The 24,413-nt window shown below is 44.5% G+C and carries 15 protein-coding genes; 10 read left to right on the forward strand and 5 right to left on the reverse strand.

The window, feature by feature from the left end:
* The first annotated feature begins 120 nt into the window (after nucleotides 1–120).
* The 8 genes from C161_RS15985 to C161_RS16020 all read left to right on the forward strand — a co-directional run bounded on the left by C161_RS15985 (nucleotide 121) and on the right by C161_RS16020 (nucleotide 17,138).
* Nucleotides 121–6,504, forward strand: a complete 6,384-nt coding sequence (locus tag C161_RS15985; protein ID WP_036671445.1) for a rhamnogalacturonan lyase family protein — start codon at nucleotides 121–123, stop codon at nucleotides 6,502–6,504.
* 275 nt (nucleotides 6,505–6,779) lie between these two features.
* On the forward strand, nucleotides 6,780–8,492 hold the full coding sequence (locus C161_RS15990) for a sensor histidine kinase (RefSeq protein WP_036671448.1): 1,713 nt from the start codon (nucleotides 6,780–6,782) through the stop codon (nucleotides 8,490–8,492).
* Nucleotides 8,489–9,895: a response regulator transcription factor gene (locus C161_RS15995; protein ID WP_036671453.1), complete on the forward strand. Its 1,407-nt coding sequence runs from the start codon at nucleotides 8,489–8,491 to the stop codon at nucleotides 9,893–9,895. Before C161_RS15990 ends, C161_RS15995 begins: the two co-directional genes overlap by 4 nt.
* A gap of 252 nt (nucleotides 9,896–10,147) precedes the next feature.
* Nucleotides 10,148–11,884, forward strand: coding sequence for a sugar ABC transporter substrate-binding protein (locus C161_RS16000; RefSeq protein ID WP_036671454.1), 1,737 nt, complete (start codon nucleotides 10,148–10,150; stop codon nucleotides 11,882–11,884).
* Between the two features lie 61 nt (nucleotides 11,885–11,945).
* Nucleotides 11,946–12,860, forward strand: coding sequence for an ABC transporter permease (locus C161_RS16005; protein ID WP_036615441.1), 915 nt, complete (start codon nucleotides 11,946–11,948; stop codon nucleotides 12,858–12,860).
* Between the two features lie 13 nt (nucleotides 12,861–12,873).
* Nucleotides 12,874–13,767: a carbohydrate ABC transporter permease gene (locus C161_RS16010; protein WP_051447395.1), complete on the forward strand. Its 894-nt coding sequence runs from the start codon at nucleotides 12,874–12,876 to the stop codon at nucleotides 13,765–13,767.
* Nucleotides 13,768–13,789: 22 nt separating this feature from the next.
* Complete coding sequence (locus tag C161_RS16015) at nucleotides 13,790–15,418, forward strand: glycoside hydrolase family 13 protein (protein ID WP_036671455.1); 1,629 nt, start codon at nucleotides 13,790–13,792, stop codon at nucleotides 15,416–15,418.
* 52 nt (nucleotides 15,419–15,470) lie between these two features.
* The gene (locus C161_RS16020; RefSeq protein ID WP_036671459.1) at nucleotides 15,471–17,138 is read left to right on the forward strand and encodes a glycoside hydrolase family 13 protein; all 1,668 of its coding nucleotides are present in this window, start codon (nucleotides 15,471–15,473) and stop codon (nucleotides 17,136–17,138) included.
* 97 nt (nucleotides 17,139–17,235) lie between these two features.
* Here C161_RS16020 and C161_RS16025 read toward each other — a convergent pair whose 3' ends face one another.
* The 4 genes from C161_RS16025 to C161_RS16040 form a co-directional block, all read right to left on the reverse strand.
* Nucleotides 17,236–17,517, reverse strand: a complete 282-nt coding sequence (locus C161_RS16025; protein ID WP_036615433.1) for a GNAT family N-acetyltransferase — start codon at nucleotides 17,515–17,517, stop codon at nucleotides 17,236–17,238.
* Nucleotides 17,510–17,761, reverse strand: coding sequence for a (4Fe-4S)-binding protein (locus tag C161_RS16030; protein WP_036616061.1), 252 nt, complete (start codon nucleotides 17,759–17,761; stop codon nucleotides 17,510–17,512). The genes C161_RS16025 and C161_RS16030 overlap by 8 nt, the downstream gene beginning before the upstream one ends.
* Nucleotides 17,762–18,031: 270 nt before the next feature.
* Nucleotides 18,032–19,786 carry a methyl-accepting chemotaxis protein gene (locus C161_RS16035; protein WP_036671460.1) on the reverse strand — a complete coding sequence of 585 codons (1,755 nt, stop codon included), beginning with the start codon at nucleotides 19,784–19,786 and terminating at the stop codon, nucleotides 18,032–18,034.
* 242 nt (nucleotides 19,787–20,028) lie between these two features.
* Nucleotides 20,029–20,868, reverse strand: a complete 840-nt coding sequence (locus tag C161_RS16040) for an alpha/beta fold hydrolase (RefSeq protein WP_036671461.1) — start codon at nucleotides 20,866–20,868, stop codon at nucleotides 20,029–20,031.
* 151 nt (nucleotides 20,869–21,019) lie between these two features.
* Here C161_RS16040 and C161_RS16045 point away from each other — a divergent pair, with 151 nt between their 5' ends.
* Nucleotides 21,020–21,883, forward strand: coding sequence for a LysR family transcriptional regulator (locus tag C161_RS16045; protein WP_084650246.1), 864 nt, complete (start codon nucleotides 21,020–21,022; stop codon nucleotides 21,881–21,883).
* A gap of 18 nt (nucleotides 21,884–21,901) precedes the next feature.
* Here C161_RS16045 and C161_RS16050 read toward each other — a convergent pair whose 3' ends face one another.
* Nucleotides 21,902–22,306, reverse strand: coding sequence for a VOC family protein (locus tag C161_RS16050; protein ID WP_036671462.1), 405 nt, complete (start codon nucleotides 22,304–22,306; stop codon nucleotides 21,902–21,904).
* 304 nt (nucleotides 22,307–22,610) lie between these two features.
* On the opposite strand from C161_RS16050, the gene C161_RS16055 reads away from it, so the two are divergent.
* On the forward strand, nucleotides 22,611–24,350 hold the full coding sequence (locus tag C161_RS16055) for an ABC-F family ATP-binding cassette domain-containing protein (RefSeq protein WP_036671464.1): 1,740 nt from the start codon (nucleotides 22,611–22,613) through the stop codon (nucleotides 24,348–24,350).
* Nucleotides 24,351–24,413 lie beyond the last annotated feature (63 nt).

The raw sequence follows: 24,413 nt of genomic DNA on the forward strand, positions 1-24,413 counted from the left end.
AAATGTAAGCGGTAACATAAAGAGGAGGTGGCTATAAATTGTGTTCATATGACAAGAAGCTGGGCAGGATCGAACTGATGATTCTAAAAATGAATTTTTAGATAAGGGGGAGTTAATCGAATGATCCGAAGAACTGTTTCCATCCAAAAATCGATGTTTGTATCTTTTTTAGCACTCCTTATGGTTATTTCACTGGCTGTTCCTCCGGCGCCGATACGTGCAGAGTCATCAAGCAGCCTGCCGGGTCGCCAAGCAGAGTATCTTAACCGGGGATTGGTTGCGGTTCTTGTAGACAACGGCGTTTTTTTAAGCTGGAGGTATTTAAACAACGATCCAGATGATATCGCTTTTAATATATATAAAAACGGAACTAAAGTGAACGCATCGCCCATAAGCGATGTGACCAACTATGTGGACACCACTGGTTTCGACAGTTCGCAATATCAGATCTCCACCGTTATTGCAGGCAAAGAGCAAATGCAACCGGAGGTTGCATCGGTCTGGCATAACGATTATCTACCTATCCCGCTCGATAAACCGGCCGATGGCCGGACTAAGGATGGTGGAACCTACTCCTATTATGCAGGTGACGCTTCCGTAGCTGACTTGGATGGGGATGGCGAATATGAAATTGTTTTCCTGTGGAGTCCGAGCAATTCCAAGGACAATTCGCAGGCAGGTTATACCGGCAATGTGTATATCGATGCTATCAAACTGGATGGCACCAAGCTGTGGAGGATTGACCTGGGAGTCAACATCCGCGCCGGAGCGCATTATACGCAGTTAATGGTGTATGACCTGGATGGCAACGGAAAGGCCGAAGTTGTTGTCAAGACGGCAGACGGCACGAAGGACGGCCAAGGCACAGTCATTGGTGATGGCACGAAGGATTATCGCAACGACGGCGGATACATACTGTCAGGTCCAGAATATCTCACGCTGTTTAACGGTGAGACTGGCGCGGCTGTATCCACTGTGAATTATGATCCGCCAAGAGGCAACGTCAACGATTGGGGTGACGGCTATGGCAACCGTGTGGATCGGTTCCTTGGCGCGATTGCTTATCTGGACGGTACGAAGCCAAGTGTCGTGATGAGCCGGGGGTATTATACCCGCACAGTGCTTGTTGCTTATGATTATGTTGGCGGGGAACTCGTCAAACGCTGGACGTTTGACACAAACGAAGCAGGATCACAATATCAATCACAGGGCAACCATAATCTAAGTGTGCTGGATGTTGACAAGGACGGCAAGGACGAAATTATGTTTGGCGCCTTGGCCATTGATGATGACGGCAGCTTGCTGTACAGCACGGGACTCGGCCACGGTGACGCCATGCACGCCGGCCAGCTCGATCCGAACCGGGAGGGCTATCAGGTCGTAAGCGTGCATGAGCATTCGGATGCGGCATACGGACTGGAGATGCGCAATGCAGCAACAGGTGAAATCCTCTGGGGTGAGAAAACAGGTTTTGACACCGGTCGCGGGATGTCGGCGGACATTGATCCGAACTATCCGGGTTACGAATCATGGGCCACGACCGTTACCAACGGGCAAAGTGTACCTGTAACCAATACCTATTCAGCAGCAGGAGAGGCTATCTACACTGTGGACGAAGGGCCCAAAACCGCCAATTTCGCCATCTGGTGGGATGGAGATCTTCAGCGGGAGCTGTTGGACCATGAGTGGGATAATAGCACAGCCAAAGGTATTCCACTCATCTATAAGTGGGATTACCAAAACAAAAAGCTGAATGAAATCTTCCGGGCGACCGGTACGTTAACGAACAACCATACCAAAGGCAATCCGGCACTTCAGGCGGACATTCTGGGCGACTGGCGTGAGGAGCTTCTGCTGCGGAGCGAAGATAGTTCGGAGTATCGTCTCTACACAACGACCATTCCTTCAGACTATCGCATCCCTACGCTGATGCAGGACCCTGTGTATCGACTTGGCGTAGCCTGGCAAAATGTAGCCTACAACCAGCCGCCTCATACCGGCTTTTATCTTGGAGCGGAAGCTACAGCATTCCCTAAAGCCGATCTGGCGCTGACTCGCGAAGCTGAAATGCTGGAGCCGGTCTACCGCTTTAAATTCGGTACAGAGACTACGTCGGGAAGTACAAACATACAGGATACGCTCTACGCACAAGATCCGGGATACGGTTTCAAGGATACAAGTGGTGTCACAGTAGGGGCAAACCAGGTTTCGGTCGCGGCGGGCACGACATTTGCCGTTGATCTGCCCAATGCCAACTATAAGGTGACGCTGCGATTGGGCAATGATGCAAATGACTCGAACGTTGGAGTCAAATCCGAATTCGTCCAGAAGCTCGCCGTAACCAATGTGACAGCAGGAGCACCACTGGAGTATTCCTATGATATTGCTGTGGTGGATGGACAGCTCGATCTTCTCTTCACGGGTACAGCCATAGACATCCAAGACGTCATCATCGAGAAATACCCAGAGAAAGCGGCTGGTGCGGCAACAACGATCTATATGGCTGGTGATTCAACCATGCAATCTTACAGTGAAGCGCAAGCTCCTCAGGAAGGATGGGGCCAGCAGTTCGGACGTTATTTCTCCAATAGGGCAGTCGTCGTGAACGATGCGATCGGTGGCCGAAGCAGCAAATCGTTTATGGTAGACGGTCGTCTAGATACAATCCTGCAACGAATTAAACCGGGGGACTTCTTCTTCATTTCCTTTGGTCATAACGACGCGAGTGCAGGGATACCGGACCGTTACGCATCACCGGAGGACTATAAGATTTACTTGGCTCGTTATGTAAATGGTGCCAAACAGCGCGGCGCTACACCGGTATTGCTCACTCCGGTTGGACGCAGAGATTTCAACACGGTGACTCAAGAATTCAACGTCAGCTTCCCGGCATACGTTCAGGCTGCCAAAGAAGTGGCGAAGGAGCAGGACGTGCCGCTGATTGATCTCAGCAAGTTGAGTATTGCTTACTACGATAAAATTGGAAATACAGCTACGGAAAAAGTGTTCCTATATGCTAATCCGGGTGAATATCCAAAATACCCGAATGGGATCAACGATAATACGCATTTCAGCAGCTATGGTGCACAGAAAATTGCCGGACTCGTTGCTGGTGCAGTCAAAGACATGGAGCTGAGCATTTCATCACTGGTCATCGACCCGGATATTTCCGAACCCGAGCCAGATCCGGAAGCCCAGCTATATGAGGAGGATTTTGAAGGCGACGCTGCCAACTACCAATATGCGATGGTCAATGCCACGGGTATTGCAGGAACCATGACGGGAACCGTTGTTGACCAGTCCGGAAATAAGGTACTGTCCGTCGCGGGTTCCGGATCGGGCAATCGGGCCAAGGTATTCCGTCTGTTCGATGCCGTAAACGGCGATCAGGTGAACGTGAACTTTGACTGGCAGTCCGGTAATGTGAGTGCCTATCCATCAGAAGGTCATCTCACAATACAGGATTCAAACGAAAATGCCCTGTTCACGCTGTATACCAAAACCGGAAGCACCAAAATTCATTATTTTGTCGGTGCATATAACCCAGACTACGGCACAGGGGATACAGCCATACCCGAAGGGGGAACGGCTACAGATATTTCCAAGAACCAGTGGGTCAATGTTGATGCAACCGTTAATTTTGCCGAAAAAACATTGGATCTGACATTAACGAACCTAGCCGATCCGACAGTTACCCAAACGATTGCAGATATCTCGCTGAGTTCCGCCGCATATGCGGACAACGTCAGATCCATGCGGTTCCTGGGAACGAGAAAAGGCGGTGGAGGCACGTTGAACTGGACTACCCAGATCGATAACGTGCGGATTGAAGGCACTCAGCTCTCTTCAGAGAGTGGCGATCAGACGGCCTTAATCGCTCTATACGATGAGATCAAAGCAATTGATCTGTCGGAATATACAGATGCATCGAAGGCCGTGGTGAACCGGGCTTTGGCAGCTGCGGAAGCTATATTTAATACGGAAGCCACGCAGGCTAAAGTTGACCATACGTTTAACATGTTAACTGTGGCGAAGGATTCATTGACAAGTGAACCAAGCGAAGAGATAAGTGAATACAAATTTGACTTTGGTTCTGGCGACGCAGCCGACGGATACATCAAGGTAGATGCCAAAAGAGCGTACATTGAAGGCAATGGGTACGGCTTTGCTGATACTGCGCTGACCAAAGATGAGAACCGGGAAACCGGAGATTTGCTCAAGGAGGATTTCACACGGGTAAACGGCACCTCCTTCCTGACGGAAATGGAGCCGGCGAATTACCGGGTAACGATGACCATCGGGGATGCGGAGGAATTGACCAGCGCAAATGTCGTTGTAGAGCAGATGACAAAGCTGCCGCTTACAAGCATTGCCAAGGGCGAATTCAAAGAAATCACGTATGACGTTGCCCTGATTGATGGGGTCTTTAACTTCAACTTTACCGGAAATGCACCGAAGATCAATGCGCTGAAGCTGGAGCGACTGCCAGATCACAGTGCAAGTGATAAACCAGTTATTTATTTGGCCAGCGATTCCACGGTGGCCAATTACGCGGAAAACTATCGTCCGCAAGCGGGCTGGGGAGAAACGTTGGGTGAATATTTTGATCCAAATGAAGTCAGTATTGATAACCGGGCAGTTGGAGGTTTGAGTAGTAAGACCTTCCTGGTCGGTGGATATCTCAACGATATTTTACTCGACATTCAAGAAGGCGATTATCTATTCATGCAGTGGTCTCATAACGATTCCACACCTTCACGTCCAGAGCGTTATCTTACACCAGAGCAATTTAAGGTATATCTGAAAGAATACATTAACGGTGCTCTGCAGAGAGGTGCGATTCCGGTTCTGGTCACACCAGTGAACCGTCGTGATTTTACCGGAGAGGTGCTGAACAAAAGCTTCCCGGAATACGTACAGGCGATGAAAGAAACGGCGCAGGAAACGGAAACGCTTATCATCGATCTGAACCAAGCCAGTTGGGAGCATTTCCAGGAGCTTGGCACAGAAGGAACCAAATCGATATTCATGTGGGTAGGCACAACGGAAGACAATACACATTTGCAAATGAACGGTGCAATCAAGGTGTCTGAACTCGTAGCACGCCTTGTGAAGGAATTGAATATACCTTTATCTGATTTTGTTACGTTGGAAGGAGAATCTCCGGAGCAGGAGGCCCCGCATACTACGGCAACTGTGGAAGGAGAATTGCAGAACGGCTGGTATACTTCTCCGGCACAAGTAACCTTCACAGCAAGCGATGAAGATTCCGATATTGAAGGGACCTATTATCAAATTAATGGTGGCGAAACGGTAAGTGGTACACAGTTGACTCTAACTGAAGAAGGTACACATACCATCACCTACTGGAGTGTCGATGTCGACGGTAACAAAGAGAGTGAACAGTCTTTGTCCATATCCATTGATCTCGTACCTCCAACCATTGAAATTCATGGTCAAACCGAGTACACCATTGATCAGCAGGTGGAAATTGGCTATACAGCCTCCGATTCGGTATCCGGTGTAGAAGAACCAGAGGGTGTGCTTCTCGACACTCCTGCGTATACATTGGAACCCGGACTGAACCAGGTTACGGCAACCGTCTCCGATTTGGCTGGGTGGGAACAGACGGTAGAATATAGTTTTGCAGTTATTACTACATTCGACAGCCTGATTAATCTGACCAACACCTTTGCTGATGAATCGATCGATCCTAATGCCAGCATTCTTGCTGATCAGCTCACAAACACGTTACAGCAGGCCAAACAGGCAGCAAACGATCGTGAAGGAGCAAAAGCGCGTCAATTGCTTGCAGCCTACGCTAATGACGTTCAAGCAGTTAGAGGAACCGTATTTACGGATGAGCAGACAAGTGTGCTGATTAAGTGGGAGGAATGGCTCCATCAGACAACGCCACTTGCAAACGGTGCCCCAGGTACTCCGGTGTTATCTGATAATAATGGTTACGTCACGGGGCTCAAAGACGGAGACTATACAATCACTATGAATCTGTGGTGGGGGAATAACGGCAATCAGTTCAAGCTGTATGAGAATGGTGAATTGATTAAAGAAATTTCTCTGGTCGATCAATCCCCGTCCGCCCAATCTGTTCAAGTTGATATTACTGGAAAGAAAAATGGCACCTATATCTATACTGGAGAATTGATCAATGCACTGGGTTCAACCATGAGTGTTCCACTAACAGTCATCGTCACGGATGCTTCCCCGGGGCAAGCTGTTCTGTCGAACGACAACTGGGACGGTGACGGCAACTATAATGTCACCATGAATCTGTGGTGGGGAACAAACGCAACCGAATACGAACTTTACGAAAATGGTGTATCGATTGACACACAATCGCTGCAATCTCATTCGCCTGGTGCACAGTCTGCGGTTACCTCAATCTCTGGAAGAGTACCTGGAATCTACGAGTATGAAGCTGTACTTCGTAATTCTTCAGGGGAAACCAGATCACACAAATTAAATGTGACGGTACGAGAGTAGACTGAAATGTTTGAGCATTCCATTAACAAGAAGTGATTACAACTGAAGTAAGGTACACATATAAAAGTGCTATTCCTCATTATTTTGAGGAGTAGCACTTTTTATATGCGCACAGTATGAAAGCGTTTGACTTATTTGAATATCAATCTATAATGATGAAAGGAAATTGGACTTGGACAGGATACAGACAGCCTGTCCGCTTGAATGTATATTCAGAGCAAGCTTCCATACGCAGGAGGCTTGCTGTTTCATTTTCAGAAGGAGAAAAGGTTCCCATGACACTTAAAAAAAGAATATTTTTACTGTTCTTTCTCAGTGCGTTTATCCCCTTTATCAGTATATTTGCAATTTCTTATTATACGATCGACTCCATTTTCGCAAATAAGATCGATGATGGTATCCGCAGCAATTTACAACAGGTGACATCCTCATTGGAGAATTCCATCACCAATCTGAATCATGTGACGCAACAATTATCTTACAGGGGGACTTTAGGCAAAAGAATGGATGAATTCTTGAATCCGTCCTCCGATATCTTCGAACTGATTGAGGCCAGGGACGAAATAAAGAACGAGTTAAGTGTTGTCACCTTCACCAATCCTAATATCGGATTAACCCTGTATTACTTTCAAAAAGAAGGTACTACTCAGTTCGGCAACTTTCCAATCAAGGATCGTTTCTCTCCTGAGTCTCTGCCTGTGCTCTTCCAAACCTATGGCATTAAGTACTATGGCCCCCATATGAGTATGAACCGATTCGATGATCAACTCGTTCTGTCTGCTATGCGAAAAGTACAACTTTCCGAGAGGAACGACGTGTTCATTTACGTAGAATCAGGCTTTCGCCTCACACAGGATATCTTGGGCTACAATCAATACAACGGCGCATTGTCTCATCTCATCCTGGATGGTGAGGGAAACATTGTGTACAGTGAAATACCGGAAGCCATGAAGGTAGGGGAGAATTTCTCCAGCTTAACAGTTGATCCTGCCAAAGACGGGATATCCCGCGGGTATCACTGGTTCAAGGAGGATTCCTCACAGAAATGGAGTGTCGTATCGGTCATTTCGCAGTCTCAATATCAACAGGAGAAAAACCAGTGGTTGCTTCAAATTTTGCTGGTCGCTTTATTTTTCCTCGGCTTTACCGTGTTTCTCGCTTGGCTTCTGTGGAAGATGGTCTACAAACCACTCGGTCTGTTTCATTCGGAGATCAATGGAATGTCCAAGAATCCACAAACAAAAGGGAGCCGAGCTCGCACTCAGATTCCTGAATTTGATTTTCTGTTGGGTGAATTTTCGAATATGCAGCATCAGATTGGTGACCTCTTCAAGGAAGTTCAGCAGAAAGAGAAGATACGTGCAGACCTGGAAGTGGAAAAACTGCTTTATCAGATCAACCCGCACTTTCTGATGAATACGCTCGATACGGTGCACTGGCTGGCCGTCATGAACGGACAAGGGGAGATCGACAAGCTGGTACAATCGTTGAACAAGCTGCTCTATTACAATCTAGGCAAATTAGGGCAAGTATCCACCATGGAAGAGGAGATCGATGCGTTAAGACAGTATCTGATTTTGCAGCAAATTCGCTATGACTTTGAATTTGACGTCCGCATTACTGCAGATGAACAAGTGCTTCAAATTGCTGTGCCCCGCTTTATTCTGCAACCGCTGGTTGAAAATTCGTTATATCATGGATTAAGTGACGAAGGTTTTATTCAGATTGAAGTGACATGCACTTCAACGTTGAACATTATGATACAAGATAATGGTGCAGGTATGACTGAGGAAACCATTCATAATCTGCTGAACAATCGTGAAGCTGAACAACAAAAAGTAGGGATGGGCATCGGACTCAATTACGTTCACCGCATGTTGAAAGCACAGTACGGGGACCAAGCACAACTGGTGATTGAGAGTGAATTGGGAACAGGGACAAGCATACTGCTCGTATTGCCTATTAAAGGAGAAGATATCTCGGCATGATTAAGGTATTGATTGTAGATGATGATAAGCTGGTACGCAAAGGTATTAGCTCTGCGATGCCATGGAACGAGTTCGACATGGAGGTTGTAGGGGAAGCAAGCAACGGGGCGAAAGCACTGGATTTTCTGAAAACCCAACCGGTCGATCTGATGCTAACGGATCTTGCGATGCCCGTCATGTCAGGGATCGAACTGATGCGAGCTGCGAGGCAGCTCTATCCCGAACTTCATATCGTTGTGTTAACACTGCATCAGGATTTCGATTATATCCAGGAAGCACTAAGACTCGGAGCCATCGATTATATAGCCAAAGTGCAGCTGGAGAAAGAGCAATTCGAACATGTTCTGCAACGAATTCATACCCGAATTAACGGGTTGACAAGCACCATAAGAAAGATGCCTTCGCTGGATGAAATCAATGTCCATTATCGAAATGTGTATGCACTTGTTTCACAGGAGCGGAAATCAGAGCATAAGTGGCCAACGGAGTTAACTGCGCATGAAGATGAGATAAGGTGGGAGGTTGAGTGTAATAGCTGCATGTGGGCTGCACCCCCGTCCGAAGAGGATCAACTATTTCATCAATTGAAGGAATGCCTGCATCAAGTTCCCCAGTGTACGTTGTTAGTTTTGTCTGATGTACAAGAGCGAACATGGTCGCAAATCAAAAACTGGATTATGAGTTATACAGAGTCGTCTTTATTCTATGTTTACAACCCCAATAACCAAGTCATTACCATTTCCATGAATGAGGAAGATACATGTTCAAATGAACCGCAAGATGAGGACCTTGACCGGATTAAACAAAGTTGGTTCCAAACCCCATGGACCCACCATGAGAGTTACTATAACCAACTCATTGACCAGTTTATATCCTTACGATTACATAAAGGTCAGTTGATGGGATTGCTGTACTCAATCGTGATGGAATGGAACCGTATTTTTGCCCAAACTACGCTTGGAAGAATCGCGATGATCCATTCTTTCGAGTCTTGGTACGAGGTTGAAGAATGGATCAAACAGACTGCTGCAAGCATTCGAAAGGCTGATGAACAGACTTCGTACTCACAGGAAATCATCGATGCCGTGAAAAAAGCGGTGATGATCGTGCAGCAGGATTTGGAGCAGGCCTATACAGCTTCAGGTCTCTCCCAACAACTCAATATCAGCCGAAGTTATTTCAGTCAATGTTTCAAAGATTTGATGGGGAAAACCTTTAATGAGTACTCCCGCTTCATCCGGGTAGAGAAATCCAAAGAGTACTTGCTCAATACGAATAATACGATTTTCTGGATTGCGGAGCGAGTGGGTTATTCGGATGAAAAATATTTCAGCCGGATTTTCCGCGAACTGACAGGTCTTCTGCCAAGCGAATATCGGCAGCTAGGTAGAGGAAATAAATAGCCGACAGCTTCCTGTTTTAGGAGCTGCCGGCTTTTGTTTTTGATCTAGAAGAGGGGTAGATAGACAAATGTTAGTCAGTAGGTAGGGTAAATGATCACAAGTTAATCATACTTCATCATACGAACTGAAAACTGTAACCATTTCTCTATCCAAACGGACGTGTAATCCCTATCTCGATGGGCCTTCACTTCATTTTATAATGAAAGCGTAAACAAATATATTGAACATCAGAATAAAGGGGAATCGAACTAGATGAGAACAAAATGGTCTATGAAAAGCAAACGGGTGACAAAGCGTCTGGCCGTGCTGTCCATGTCCGCCTTGATGGTTGCAGCCCTAGCGGCATGTGGAGGCACTTCCAATCATCCTACTGCAGAGGAAGCAGGCAAATATGAGGTAACGCCTGGAGATCCGTTCAGTGCCTATAAAGACGAAATCACCGTAACCATGGGACGGGTAACCACAGCCAACCCAAAACTGCCGGCTGGTGATACCTATGAGAACAACGCATATACTCGGCTGGTCAAAGACACGTTTAACGCTCAGATTACAGATCAATTTGAAGCCAATGGTGAAGATTATAGTCGTCAAGTATCGCTTGCCATCGCATCCGGGGAATTGCCTGACATGATGCGTGTTGATTCCAAAGATGAACTGAAAGAACTGGTGGATAACGATCTGATTGAGGATCTGACCGCCATCTATGATCAATATGCCACAGATAACATTAAGCAGATGTACGATTCCTATGATGGGCGTGCATTAGACAATGCAACAATCGATGGACGTTTGATGGGCCTTCCGGCGACTTCCCTGGATTCCGCACCAACGATGGTTTGGGTTCGTCAAGATTGGCTGGATCTGCTGGGCATTCAACTGGATGCAGACGGAGACGGTGCCCTTTCACTGGATGAAGTGGAGAAAACAGCGCTGGAATTCCTGAAAAGAGATCCTGGCCAATCCGGGAACCCGGTAGGTATTCCATTTGTGAACACGATGAATACAACAGATTATAATGGCTCTGCTTATACGATGCTGGGTGTGGCCTCAACCGAGGGTGCCTTCCCGCAATATTGGATGAATGGTGAAGACGGCAAAATCGTGTATGGTTCCACGACAGAAGAAACGAAGAAAATGCTGGGCACCATGGCGGATTGGTTCAAGAATGGTATTATCGACCCGCAATTTGGAACCCGCACATTTGATGATATTACCGCACTCTACGCCAATGGCCAAAGCGGTATTGCCTTTGGACCGTGGCATATCCCTGACTGGGGACTGATCAGTGCAAAACAGATGGATAAAAATGCGAAATTTTCGGCTTATACGCTGGAGGATGCAAACGGCAAGGTCAACGTGGCGCATGCCAATCCATCCAATCAGTTTATCGTGGTGAGAAAAGGTTATGAGCACCCTGAACTGGCCGTTAAAATTGTAAACTTGTTCTACGATAAACTGGCAAATGATAAAAATGCCGCAGCAACCATGCCGGAAGCTGCCAAGTATCAGGAGACCGGGGTAGACGGATCTACGAGACCTTTTAATATCGAAGTCAATTCGGCTACATCGCTGTTGGATGATTACTCTGACGTTGTTCGCGGAATCAAAGGAGAAATTTCCCTGGATGAGGTTCGCACTACCGAATCGAAGAACAATATCGGAAGCATCAAAACCTATTTGAGCGACATGGATACGGATGATGTGACTGCTTGGTCAAAATATCATTCGCGGATCAACGGAGTGGGACTGATTGACAAACTGACACAAGAAAACAAATTTGTATGGATGACACCTGCTTTCTCTGGCACTACACCAAGCATGAAACAGACGTGGGCCAATCTGACAAAGTTGGAGCAGGAGTCGTTTATTAAAATTGTAACGGGTTCAGAACCGCTCGATTATTTCGAAACATTCGTGAGTAACTGGAAGAAACAGGGTGGTGATCAAGTCATTCAGGAAATTGAAGACGAGATCGCATCGAAAAAATAAACATCCATGAACAGTAGCAGGGCTGCGATACGCAGCCTTTCTTCAGAAAAGGGGTTCATCCATGAAACAGGGGAATTGGAAAGCGAGAGGGCGGCTCGGCCCAGGTGCCATGTACCATATGATGATGCTTCCGGGCATTTTGTTTTTGCTTGTATTCAGCTATGTTCCAATGGTCGGCATCATTACGGCGTTTCAGGACTATATACCGGCCAAGGGCATGTTTGGCTCCGAATTTGTAGGCCTGAAGCATTTTATGTATATGTTCAAGCTGCCGGATATCGCGCAGGTCGTCAGCAATACGTTGGTGATTGCGATTGGCAAGATTCTGCTCGGAACGATGATGGCCATCATTTTTTCTGTTTTATTAAATGAAATTCGTATCAAATACGTTAAAAAATCTGTGCAGACGATTGTTTATCTGCCGCACTTTCTATCCTGGGTTGTACTGGCATCGGTTGTTGTCAACATGTTCAGTTTGGATGGCATTGTGAATCAAATGTTGGCGTTCTTTGGCCTCGAAAATATTAATTTCCTTGGCAGCAACACCTGGTTCCAGCCACTGATTATAGGAACAGACGTATGGAAAGAGTTTGGTTACAGTTCCATCGTTTATCTGGCTGCGATTACGTCCATTGACCCCGGTCTGTATGAAGCCGCAGGCATGGATGGAGCCAGTTGGTGGAGAAAAGTGTGGCATATTACATTGCCAGGCATGTTACCTATTATTCTGCTCATGGGTGTAATGAGCCTGACCAACATTTTGAGCGCCGGTTTCGACCAAGTCTATAATCTGTATAACCCGGTTGTCTACGAGTCAGGCGACATTCTGGATACTTATGTCTATCGGATCGGTCTCGTTGGGCGACAGTATAGCTTCGGTACAGCTGTTGGTTTGTTCAAGTCCGTAATCGGCATTGTTTTGCTCTTGTCTGCCAACCAGTTGGCCAAAAAATATACGGATCGAAAAATATTCTAAGGAGGCCAAACCTGTGTCCTATTCTGCAAACTTCAAAGATCGAATTGGCCGGTTTGCCATCTATGCCATCGTCATCATGCTGGCATTGGTCTGCCTTCTTCCGTTATGGAATATCGTCGCCATTTCATTCAGCAGCAGCGAGGCAGTATCCGCGAACGCAGTAGGTCTCGTTCCGGTCAATTTTACAATAGCGGCTTATAGCAAAATTATTGATGATGCACAGTTCTGGCGTTCCTTTGGCATATCTGTTCTACGTGTCGCACTTACCCTTGTGCTTAACATGATTTTGATTATTTTGATGGCTTATCCGCTATCCAAATCGAAGAGGGATTTCAAAGGCAGAAACATTTATATGAATATCATGATTTTTGCCATGTTGTTCAGCGGAGGCATGATTCCGAGTTACCTGCTGATCAAAAACCTGGACATGCTGAATACGATATGGGCACTTGTTCTGCCAGGCGCTGTCCCCATATTCAGTGTCATTCTCGTGATGAATTTCTTCTCCGCTGTACCTAAAGCGCTTGAAGAGGCAGCATTCATCGATGGAGCAAATCCCATTCAGGTCTTGTTCAAAGTGTATGTCCCTGTGTCCATTCCTGCGCTGGCGACAGTCGCCTTGTTCAGTATCGTGGGTACATGGAATGACTTCTTCAGTGGTTTGATCTATATGACCAAAGTTAGCAACTACCCGCTAATGACCTATATTCAGTCCCTTAACGTGAATATTGCCGATTTGCTTCAAGCCGGCACGAATTCCAGCGAACTCAGTAATCTGACTGAAATATCGAACAAAAACCTGAATGCAGCCAAAATCGTAGTCGCTGTTATCCCGCTATTGCTGATTTATCCCTTGCTGCAAAAATACTTTGTGACGGGCATTGTCGTAGGATCGGTCAAAGAATAACCTTAGAAAGGTTGAATGGAACATGGAAAATAAAAAATGGTGGAAAGAAACCGTTGTATATCAAATATATCCACGTAGCTTTCAAGATCGAAACGGTGATGGAATCGGAGACTTGGAGGGCATAGTGTCCCGATTGGATTATTTGCAGCAACTCGGCATTGGTGCGATCTGGTTATCACCCGTGTGCAAGTCTCCTCAAGATGATTTTGGATATGATATTTCAGATTATCAGGACATCGATCCGATGTTTGGGTCTTTGGAAGATATGGAAACATTAATTCAGGAGGCCGGGAAACGAGACATTCGAATCATTATGGATTTGGTGTTGAACCATACCTCGGATGAACACTCCTGGTTTCAAGAAGCCAAAAAAGGTAAAGACAATCCGTACCATGACTACTACGTCTGGAGAGATGGTGTTGAAGGAACACCTCCAAACGACCTGGGGTCCACCTTTGGTGGTTCAGCCTGGGAATGGGTGCCTGAGATCGGGCAATATTACTTACATCTATTTTCCGTAAAACAGCCAGATCTCAACTGGGAAAACCCCAAAGTCCGGCAGGAGATATACAACATGATTAACTGGTGGATCGACAAGGGTGTGGGTGGTTTTCGCCTTGACGTGATCGACTTAATCGGTAAAGAACCGGATTTGAAGATTACGGGAAACGGACCTAATTTGCATAAATATATCAGGGAACTGAGCAAGGAGACGTTTCAAAAAGCGGAAGACCTGCTAACCGTTGGAGAAACATGGGGCGCCACTCCGGAAATCGCCAAACTGTACAGCAATCCAGACGGCAGTGAGTTTTCAATGGTCTTCCAATTTGAACACATCAGCTTGGATGAACAAGAAGGCAAAGGAAAGTGGGATCTTAAACCTTTGGATGTGATGGCATTAAAAAAAGTGCTGTCCAAGTGGCAGACGGAGCTCAAGGGTGATGCCTGGAACAGTCTATTCTGGAACAACCATGACTTGCCACGTATCGTATCTCGTTGGGGAAATGATGGAGAATTCAGAGTTGAATCGGCTAAAATGTTGGCTACCCTTCTTCATGGCATGCAAGGTACGCCTTACATATATCAGGGTGAAGAATTGGGTATGACGAATTTCCAATACGCTATCGAGGATTATCGGGATATTGAATTGCTCAACTTTTATAAGGAAAGAATGGGGAAAGGTTATCCTGAACAAAGCGTGATGGAGTCGATCTACGCCAAGGGCCGTGATAATGCACGCACACCTATGCAATGGGATACTTCCGATAACTCGGGTTTTACACAAGGGGAACCTTGGATTAAGGTGAATCCAAATTATAAGCATATCCATGCCGAGGAAAGTTTGAATAACCCTGAATCCATATTCCATTATTACCGGAAGTTAATCCAACTCAGAAAAGATCATGAAGTCATTGTATATGGTGATTATGAGCTGATCTTTCCAGAGAACCCAGACGTGTTTGCTTATACCCGAACGTTGAATAGTACGACAATTCTTGTGGTATGCAATTTCCAAGGATATACGACTGAACTTCCGCTTCAGGAGCAATTAACAGGGTCCTATCAGCTTTTGATAGCTAACTATACAGGTGAACTCTCGGAGAGCGAATTGCGTCCATATGAAGCCAGAATGTACCTTATCCATGATTAAAGCAAAATACGTTATATAATGTTCAGTTCTCAAGAAAGAAGGATTGTATTCAATGAAAAGAGTATGGTGGAAAGAAGCAGTAGCTTATCAAATCTATCCGAGAAGTTTTATGGATTCCAACGGAGATGGGGTTGGTGACATCAAGGGGATCATATCTAAACTGGATTATATTCAAGATCTCGGTATTGATCTGATATGGATCTGTCCGATGTATAAGTCACCCAACGATGATAATGGGTATGACATCAGTGATTACTGTTCCATTATGGATGAATTCGGCACGATGGCGGACTTTGATCAATTGCTGCATGAAGTTCATCAACGCGGCATGAAACTCATCATGGACTTGGTGATCAATCATACAAGTGACGAACACCCGTGGTTTATTGAATCCAGAGCTTCGCTGGATAACCCCAAACGGGATTGGTACATCTGGAGAGATGGGAAGAATGGAGACGAACCAAATAACTGGGAGAGCATCTTTGGCGGTTCTGCTTGGGAATATGATGAAGTCTCCGGACAGTACTATCTCCATCTGTTCTCCAAGAAACAACCGGATTTGAATTGGGCAAATCAGGAAGTTCGGAAATCCATATATGAAATGATGAATTGGTGGCTGGATAAAGGGATTGATGGTTTCCGTGTGGATGCCATCAGCCATATTCACAAAGAAGAGGGCCTCTTGGACATGCCAATCCGAGAAGGCGTCAAGTACATCTCCTCTTTTGAAAAGCATATGAATGTGAAGGGAATCCAGAGTTATCTGCAAGAAATGAAAGAGAATACATTATCCAGATATGACGTCGTGACTGTTGGGGAAGCGAATGGAGTTAAGGTGGAGGACCAAGAAGATCTGCTGGATTGGATCTGTGAAGTCAGAGGGAAATTTAATATGGTCTTTCAATTCGAACACCTGGACCTTTGGAAAAACAGTACAGACAAGCAACTGGATGTTCCCAAATTGAAAAACGTCTTGACCAAGTGGCAAAAATCACTGGAAGGCGTAGGCTGGAATGCTTTATTTATTGAAAATCACGATCAGCCTCGTAAAGTTTCATCTTGGGGAAATGATACGGAGTATTGGTATGAAAGTGCCACAGCACTTGGAGCCATGTACTTTTTCATGCAAGGAACCCCTTTTATATATCAGGGGCAAGAGATAGGCATGACAAACGTAGCTTATCCTTCCATAGCGGATTATAACGACATAGCCGACCGGAATTTATATCAGATCAAACGCGATGAGGGGATGTCGCATGAGGAGATCATGAACATCATCTGGGCTTCGAGTCGCGATAATTCCAGAACGCCGATGCAATGGTCTTCGGCCAAAGAGGCCGGGTTTACCAGCGGTGCGCCATGGCTAAAAGTGAATGACAATTACGTCCATATTAATGTAGAGAAACAACTCCAGGAACCAGGTTCCATCCTTCACTTTTATAAACAAATGATTCAGCTGCGAAAAGAGCATGATACATTGACTTATGGTATCTATGAGCTTCTGATGCCGGATCATCCGAGTGTATATGCATATACACGTACACTGGCAGATCAACAGGTGCTGGTAGTAATCAATCTTTCTGAACACATGGTGGAGCTTGAGGAAGATGAGCTTGGCCTCGACTTCTCAGAGATCTGGCTTACCAACTATGAGAATGGCATGCTGCCACTGATGTTGCGACCGTTTGAAACCATTGTTGGATTAAGCGTTAAAGTTTAAGTAGGATACGTAAAAAGGCGCCTATATCATGGTTTGAATGATATAGGCGCCTTTTATTGTTGTGTAATCACATGAAAATCAACTGCGACTATTAGTTTTATTGATGGAGAACATCCGCGTATTCAGAGATACGTTCGAAACGTCCCTTGGCAAACGGACATAGAGGTAAAATCTTAATACCGTTTTCCCGCGCGTATTCCACCATAGCTTTGATAAGTTCATCGCCAAGCCCTTGTCCTCGGTAAGCATTTTCCACCAAAGTGTGATCAATGATGTATAGCTCTGGACTCGAGATTACATAGGTCATCACCGCAGCAATGTCACCGTTATCTTGAATAAGAAATCTTTTATTGGCAGGTTCATGTTCTACGTTATGCATGTTCATCCTCTTTCTTTGTTGAATATTCACCGTCCAGAAGCTTATACGTCAATGCTCCGCTTGGACATGTGTCAATATGCCGGGCAATGGCCTCCGAAGTGTCACCATCAGGATCAACCCAAGGACGCTTGCTTAAATCAAAAACAGCAGGAAGGCCCTTTACACAAATACCGGAATGAATGCAAACATCCGAGTTAAACATAACCTCGATATCTTTACCGTAATATAATTTCTCTTTAACCATAATGCATTCACATCTTTCACTGTTGAGTTTGAGTTTGTTTACAGATCGATATCCCAGGCATCCATGGTAAGTCATGTCTGGCAGGCTCTTAATGTTCGAATTATAAATGAGGAATCATTATTAAGTCAACGTGATGAATCTCCTAATTCGTTGGTGGAAGCTGCTGATCAGAACCCTGAGTCCTCCGAAAAATTAACGCTCCAAGAAAGTTATGTTTCCGGCGGCGATTCTAAATTGTCATCTAACAACACCCTTAGCAAGATTGGGAACTTATTTAGTGACTTCGATCTGAAATTGATCGGAATATGATTTTAGGTTGCCTGCAAGACCAGCGAGTTCCCCGGAGATGTTCGACAGTTCGTTTGCCGATCGCTGCTGCTCCACAGCACTAGCCGTGACTTCTTCGGCCATGGCTGAAGTTTCCTCGGTTGCGGAAGCAATATAACTGAGATTCTGTTCCAACTCCTGACGAATAGAGTGCATGTCCATCGTCCGGCTGTCTAAACTCTGAGCCAACTCATGCACTTCGGTCGATAAGCGGCTAACCTGTCCAAATGCCTGGAGACAATCAGCGATCTGTTTCTCCTGTTCCTTAACAGCTACCATATTTGCATCAAAATGACTGCCCATCCGATGTATCTCTTGAACAAATGAACCCAGGATCTCATCAATCTCTTGGATCGAACGTTCGGATTGTTGAGCGAGCTGTCCCATTTCACCTGCAACGACTGCAAAGCCTTTACCCGCTTCTCCAGCTCGGGCAGCTTCAATTGAAGCATTCAGGGATAGAATTTGAGTTTGTTTTAAAATGTTGTGAATTTGACCGCTAATAGAGGAAGCGAGTTCGGATTGAGTCGTCAGAGACCTGGAAATATCCTGTTGATGCTCAACACGCTTGGCATTCTCTCTGCCCTTCTCAAGCAGAACCTCATGTTCACGTGTAACTTGTACTTGAACAGAAGATAGCTGCTCTGAAGTATAAGTAAACTGTTTCACATATGAACCTACTTCATCCATTATTTTGCCCAGATTCTCTGAATGCTGGACGGAGTGTTCTGTCTCTTCAGCCTGTTTCATTGAACCTATGGCAATCTCCTCAATCGCTCTGGAAAGTTCTTCGCTCTGACGCTGGTTTGTCTGAGCGGTTTCCGAAATATCTTTTGATGACTGCTGTAATGTATTTGAACCTTGCTGTATTCCCATCAGAATGTTCGTCAATTGGGCAACCATGATGTTAATCAAATCACTAATGTCACCGAGTTGATCATTGGACATGTGTGTGGATACGACTTTGAGATTCCCATCAGCAACCTGCTCGAGACTTGACTTAATATCGCGTACTTGTCTAAGAATACCTCGTACTACGAATAACATCATGACCAAAGAAAGAATCAGTACAACCACAAAAATCGGGATAATGGTCTGATAAGCATTATTCACAGATGTCGCGGAGACTTGATTCACTGCTCCAGCAGAAATATCAATGCCCAGATAGCCAATGACAGCACCTTGCGAATCCTTGATTGGTGTACAGGAGGACAATAGCTGTCCCCAAGTTGGATCATCTACAATGCCTGTTGTGACGACTTCACCGCGTAACAAGCGTTCCTGAATCTGGGGATTGAATTCCATTGCAGTGCCGTAAGGACTATATTCCGTATCGTCCCAATTCGCTCCATCTACGGTGTAGATCCACCCGTCCGAAGTTTTGTTATACATATAAACATACAAGGCTCCCGATTGAAGCCTAACTTTAACGAGTTCGTCCCTAAGACTTTTATATTCGTTGCTCTCCTCTGAAGCAGGAGAAGATAATGTCTTAATTAATTCCGACTCCTGACCTAGTTGAGAGGCGGTATTCACAGCCAGCTGCTGATTGTTATGCTGCATGGTCATTAATGATGCATTTTCACTGGAGTCGATGGTTGCCCATATGATTAGACCGCCCATGGCCAGTAGCGGAACCAGAATAATCAAATACAGTTTGAACCTTAAATCCATCTTTTTTTTGCGAGTCTGTTTCACGTACGGTTCCCCCTTGGATGTAATAAAGTAAATATGGCTATTCGTATAACCCCATACTATTTATCGTAATATTGAAGGGGGAAATGAAGACTAATCCTAAATTTGTATATACATATACGCAGATTATAAACTAACAGTATGCAAGGACACCTTGCCATTAACCAAAAAAAGGCTCCACCAGCTTTATGCCAGTGGAGCGCTTAATTTTTCTCTTAGAGATTCTGTTCAATATACAAACCTACTCACGGATGTTTATTGCAGAAACGGTCGATATAATCAGAACATTGCCCCGGCTCATCTTCCATTACGAAATGACCAGCTTTGGGAATGACATGTAGGCAGGCATGGGGAATATCCTGGACAAGCCTCTTTGCGTACATAAGGGGCTGCCATTCGTCTTCTTCCCCCCATAAAATTTGAACGGGAACTTTCAGCTTGGGTAAATCTGTTCCATAGGATTCAGTATATTTTGCATTATAATGAGCTACCTGATGGGAGAAAAAAGAGGCTTTGCCCAATGAACCTGTATGGGGTTCCAGATATGCATCCAGTGCATTGCCAGTCATAAGCTCTTTATTATACACTGCCATGGATAATTGTTTCTTTAGCATGGTATCAAAATCAGCACGGGACATTTGTTCAACCTGTTCAAGCTGTTCTTCGATAATTTTCTTCCAGGTTGGTGAGGGCCACGAATCATAGCTGGGCATGTTGAGTAACGTAAGCGATTGTACACGTTCAGGCTGTTCCAAGGCCAGTTGGACTCCGACAATTCCACCTAGATCGTGGGCTGCGACATGTAAACGATCCATTCCGAGTTCGTCTAAAAGCTGACTAAACAGCGTATATTGTGCTGCCACAGAAGTATCTGCTTCGAGTGGTCTTTCGGATGCTCCATATCCAAGAAGGTCATGTACGTAGACTTTATACCCTTTTTGAACCAGCGCGGGTATTACTTTTCTCCATTCATAGCTATAAGAGGGTGTTCCGTGAAGGAGCCATATGGGAGAGCCTTCTCCGTATTGCTCATAAGCGATTCGATATCCATTAATCAAGATGGATGACGTTGCTACTGTTTGCATAGTGATTACTCCCTTCCATAAACGATTGAGATTAAAAATGAAATGGGCTCTTAATGAGCTACATTGAATATAAACGATTGCTTTACATTAGTTAAATTGATAGTTTATATGTAAACGATCAGTTTTAATGATGTTACAAAGAAGGGAGCCAATGATGGAAATACGTCATTTGGTCACATTTATTACAATTGTGGAACACGAGGGATTTACCAAAGCTGCTGAACATCTTGGATACGCGCAATCTACAATTACATTGCATATTAAGGCGTTGGAAGAGGAGATTAACTACCCTTTATTTGATCGAATTGGTAAGCGGGTTATTTTAACGGAGACCGGAAAAAAATTGTTGCCACATGCACAGAAAATGCTTGACCTGTATCACATGATTAAGGAAGTGACTGCTGCACAAGGTGAATTAACGGGTAATATCGTGATCAGTATTGGGGAAACGTTGTTGATCTATCGTTTTCCTCCTATTATTGAAGAGTTCAAAAAATTGCATCCCCATGTCAATATCGAATGGCACCAATTAGATTCCGTACAATATAAAGAGAATTTGATGCAAGGTAAAAGTGATATTTCCTTCATGCTAGGGACAGAGGTGCATGATCCCAATCTGTACAGTGAGAAATTGGCTGAGGAGCCCATGATGCTGTTGTACCCCAATTCATTTGAGCTACAACGCGACATCGTACGAAGCAATTTACTTTTTACCGAAAGAGGTTGTGGTTATCGCACATTGTTTGAACAATGCATTGAGGAGTATCAGATAGGGATTACTTCCAATATTGAATTCTGGAGTATTGAAGCTGTGAAACAGTCGATATTGAGCGGTATGGGTATATCCTTGTTACCTCGAATTACGGTAGAGAAGGAGCTGAAGGAGGAAAAACTTTCAGGTCAGCAGTACAAACAAAATCTAGCTACACAGTTGCTGTATCCCAAAAACAAGTGGATCTCTCCCCAAGTAGAAGCATTTATTGAGATCGTTAGAAAGCATGCCTCCCTCTGGTGAGCTCATTTCAACTGTCCTTTATAGCCTACCACTGAACCGTTGGATTGCTTCCTCGGTCACCGGCGTGAAGAGATTAACCAGATTACCGTCAGGATCGCGAAACAGCACAGCACGATTCCCCCACGGCATTGTGGTAGGTTCCTTTACCCACTCATCGACAAACGGCTTCAAGCGCTCGTATTCGGCATCGACATCGTGGACGTGGAACTCAATAATGACAGTACGATTGTTGGCCGCCACAGCGGAACCAGCGCCAAATAGTTGCACCGTCTTGGAGTGGCCGATCGCTAGAGTGCACGATGGCATAACGAGTTCGGCAAAGACAGGTGCAGGGCGTTCTGCAGAAACACCCGTGATTTTCTCATAGAACTCGACGAGACGATCCATGTCATCAGTAATGATACGCACAGAAGCAAAATTCACGAGATATCATCCTTCCTATAATAAGTAATACATTTTGGATCAAAAACACTTCATTTACTTTTACTCCTTTAAAATTGCTTACTCCAACTATACAAATACACTACTGACAACAGTATGTCAGTAGTGTTTTATGAAGTAACCACCGTCCACTAGCCATCATTCTATAGAAAGTATAGAGTTTCAAAGTGAGGGTAAGTGCTAAAAATCGATTGTACTTGGTGGTAAACAGTGTTACTCTAAAAGTCTGTGTTCGACAATATATCTAATATTAGCCACCAATTTAGTTGTAAAGAAAGGTAACACTATGATAAAAGTTGAAAACCTATCCTTCTCATTTCCACAAAAGGAACTATATAAAAACATTTCATTTACGTTTGAAGAGGCACAACATTGTGCTTTTATCGGAACAAGCGGCAGTGGAAAAAGTACATTGATCGATATCCTGATGGATCCGGAACTATATTTGTTCGAGGGCAAGTTAGAGATAGACCCCGATTGCAGAATCGGGTATGTGAGTCAGTTTTTGCAAGTAGACAAAACAAAAGAAATGACCGTTTTTGAATATATCGCAGAAGAATTCATCAAGATACAAGATGAAATTACAGCGATTTATGCGGAGATGGCCACCACATCGGATATGGATTCCCTGATGGAAAAGCTTCAATTGGCTTTGGATGCATTCGAGGCGATGGATGGGGATAATTACGAAAAAAACATCAATAAACAGTTAAACCTTGCCAACCTCATGAAGCTCAAAGATCTTAGTATATCAGCCGTAAGCGGCGGGGAATTCAAACTTATTCAAGTGATGAAGGAAATGCTGAATCGTCCCGACTTAATGATTATGGACGAACCCGATGTATTTTTAGACTTTGAAAACCTGAACGCGCTTAAAAAATTGATTAACACCCACAAGGGAATGCTGCTGGTCGTTACGCACAACCGGTATCTGTTGAACCATTGTTTCAACAAAATCATACACCTTGAAAACACAGAGCTCCAAGAGTTTGACGGGCGATATATCGATTATAACTTCTCACTGCTTCAGTCTAAGATCGAACTGCAAGAAATCGCAGTTGCTGAAGCTGAAGAAATTGAGAGATATGATCACATCATCGACAATCTTAGAGAGATCGCCACGTATAATTCGGAAGCCTCCAGAGGAAGAGCGTTAAAAGCCAGAGTCAAGTTTCAAGAGAGATTGGAAGCACGTCGAATAAAAGAGCCATTTGTCGATATCAAACAGCCGAATATCCGTTTTGGAATCGATAAGGAAATGGAAGATACTGTTGTGGTTAACGTCAATAACTATAACGTTTCCTTTGACGAGTTGCTTTTGGAAAATGTGAACTTTGAGATCAAATCGACAGATAAAGTAGCCCTGATCGGTCCTAACGGTACCGGGAAAACGACTTTACTCCGAGAAATCTTTAAAAATAATCAGGATTCCATTGAAATCAATGCTGATGTTAAAGTGGCCTATTTATCTCAGGTTCAAGGCGAAATGTTAAAAGATTCGAATACCATCCTAAATGAATTCATTGATTCCGGCTTTCAAACGTATGATGAAATTAGATCGTATCTTCCAAACTATGGCTTTGAAGGAGAAATCCTTGATCAAAAGATTGAATCTTTATCTGGTGGAGAAAAAAATATGCTTCAACTGGCTAAAGTTTCTGCCAGTCAAGCCAACGTATTGCTCCTAGATGAACCGACAAGCCATCTGGACATCTATACACAAATCGCATTGGAGAAAGCTATTGAGGACTACAAAGGTGCGATTATCATGATTTCTCATGATTTCTATTCGGTTGTAAATGGTATGGATTATGTTTTAATTATCGAGGACAAAACGATTAGTAAAATGAGTATAGAAGAATTCAGACAGATGATTTATACGAGTCATTTTGATGAAAACTATCTAGAAAATGAACAAAAGAAAAAGTCTGTTGAAATGAAAATTGAATTGGCTTTAAAAGATACTAATTTTGAACTTGCAAAGAGTCTGGTTGATGAGCTAGAAAAGCTGATTAAGTTGCTTTAGACAAGGTGAATATTCCATAAATCTAAATCCCCCTGTATGTGGATTAATCCGCATACAGGGGGA

The organism is Paenibacillus sp. FSL R5-192, from assembly GCF_000517845.1.
Taxonomy (GTDB): domain Bacteria; phylum Bacillota; class Bacilli; order Paenibacillales; family Paenibacillaceae; genus Paenibacillus; species Paenibacillus amylolyticus.

Excerpts from the sequence above, each read along its gene's own strand:
- C161_RS16045 (WP_084650246.1), top strand. The coding sequence starts at position 21,020 with ATGATGGAAATACGTCATTTGGTCACATTTATTACAATTGTGGAACAC.
- C161_RS16020 (WP_036671459.1), top strand. The coding sequence starts at position 15,471 with ATGAAAAGAGTATGGTGGAAAGAAGCAGTAGCTTATCAAATCTATCCG.
- C161_RS16040 (WP_036671461.1), bottom strand. The coding sequence starts at position 20,868 with ATGCAAACAGTAGCAACGTCATCCATCTTGATTAATGGATATCGAATC.
- C161_RS16030 (WP_036616061.1), bottom strand. The coding sequence starts at position 17,761 with ATGGTTAAAGAGAAATTATATTACGGTAAAGATATCGAGGTTATGTTT.
- C161_RS15985 (WP_036671445.1), top strand. The coding sequence starts at position 121 with ATGATCCGAAGAACTGTTTCCATCCAAAAATCGATGTTTGTATCTTTT.
- C161_RS16055 (WP_036671464.1), top strand. The coding sequence starts at position 22,611 with ATGATAAAAGTTGAAAACCTATCCTTCTCATTTCCACAAAAGGAACTA.
- C161_RS16025 (WP_036615433.1), bottom strand. The coding sequence starts at position 17,517 with ATGCATAACGTAGAACATGAACCTGCCAATAAAAGATTTCTTATTCAA.
- C161_RS15990 (WP_036671448.1), top strand. The coding sequence starts at position 6,780 with ATGACACTTAAAAAAAGAATATTTTTACTGTTCTTTCTCAGTGCGTTT.
- C161_RS15995 (WP_036671453.1), top strand. The coding sequence starts at position 8,489 with ATGATTAAGGTATTGATTGTAGATGATGATAAGCTGGTACGCAAAGGT.
- C161_RS16015 (WP_036671455.1), top strand. The coding sequence starts at position 13,790 with ATGGAAAATAAAAAATGGTGGAAAGAAACCGTTGTATATCAAATATAT.
- C161_RS16005 (WP_036615441.1), top strand. The coding sequence starts at position 11,946 with ATGAAACAGGGGAATTGGAAAGCGAGAGGGCGGCTCGGCCCAGGTGCC.
- C161_RS16000 (WP_036671454.1), top strand. The coding sequence starts at position 10,148 with ATGAGAACAAAATGGTCTATGAAAAGCAAACGGGTGACAAAGCGTCTG.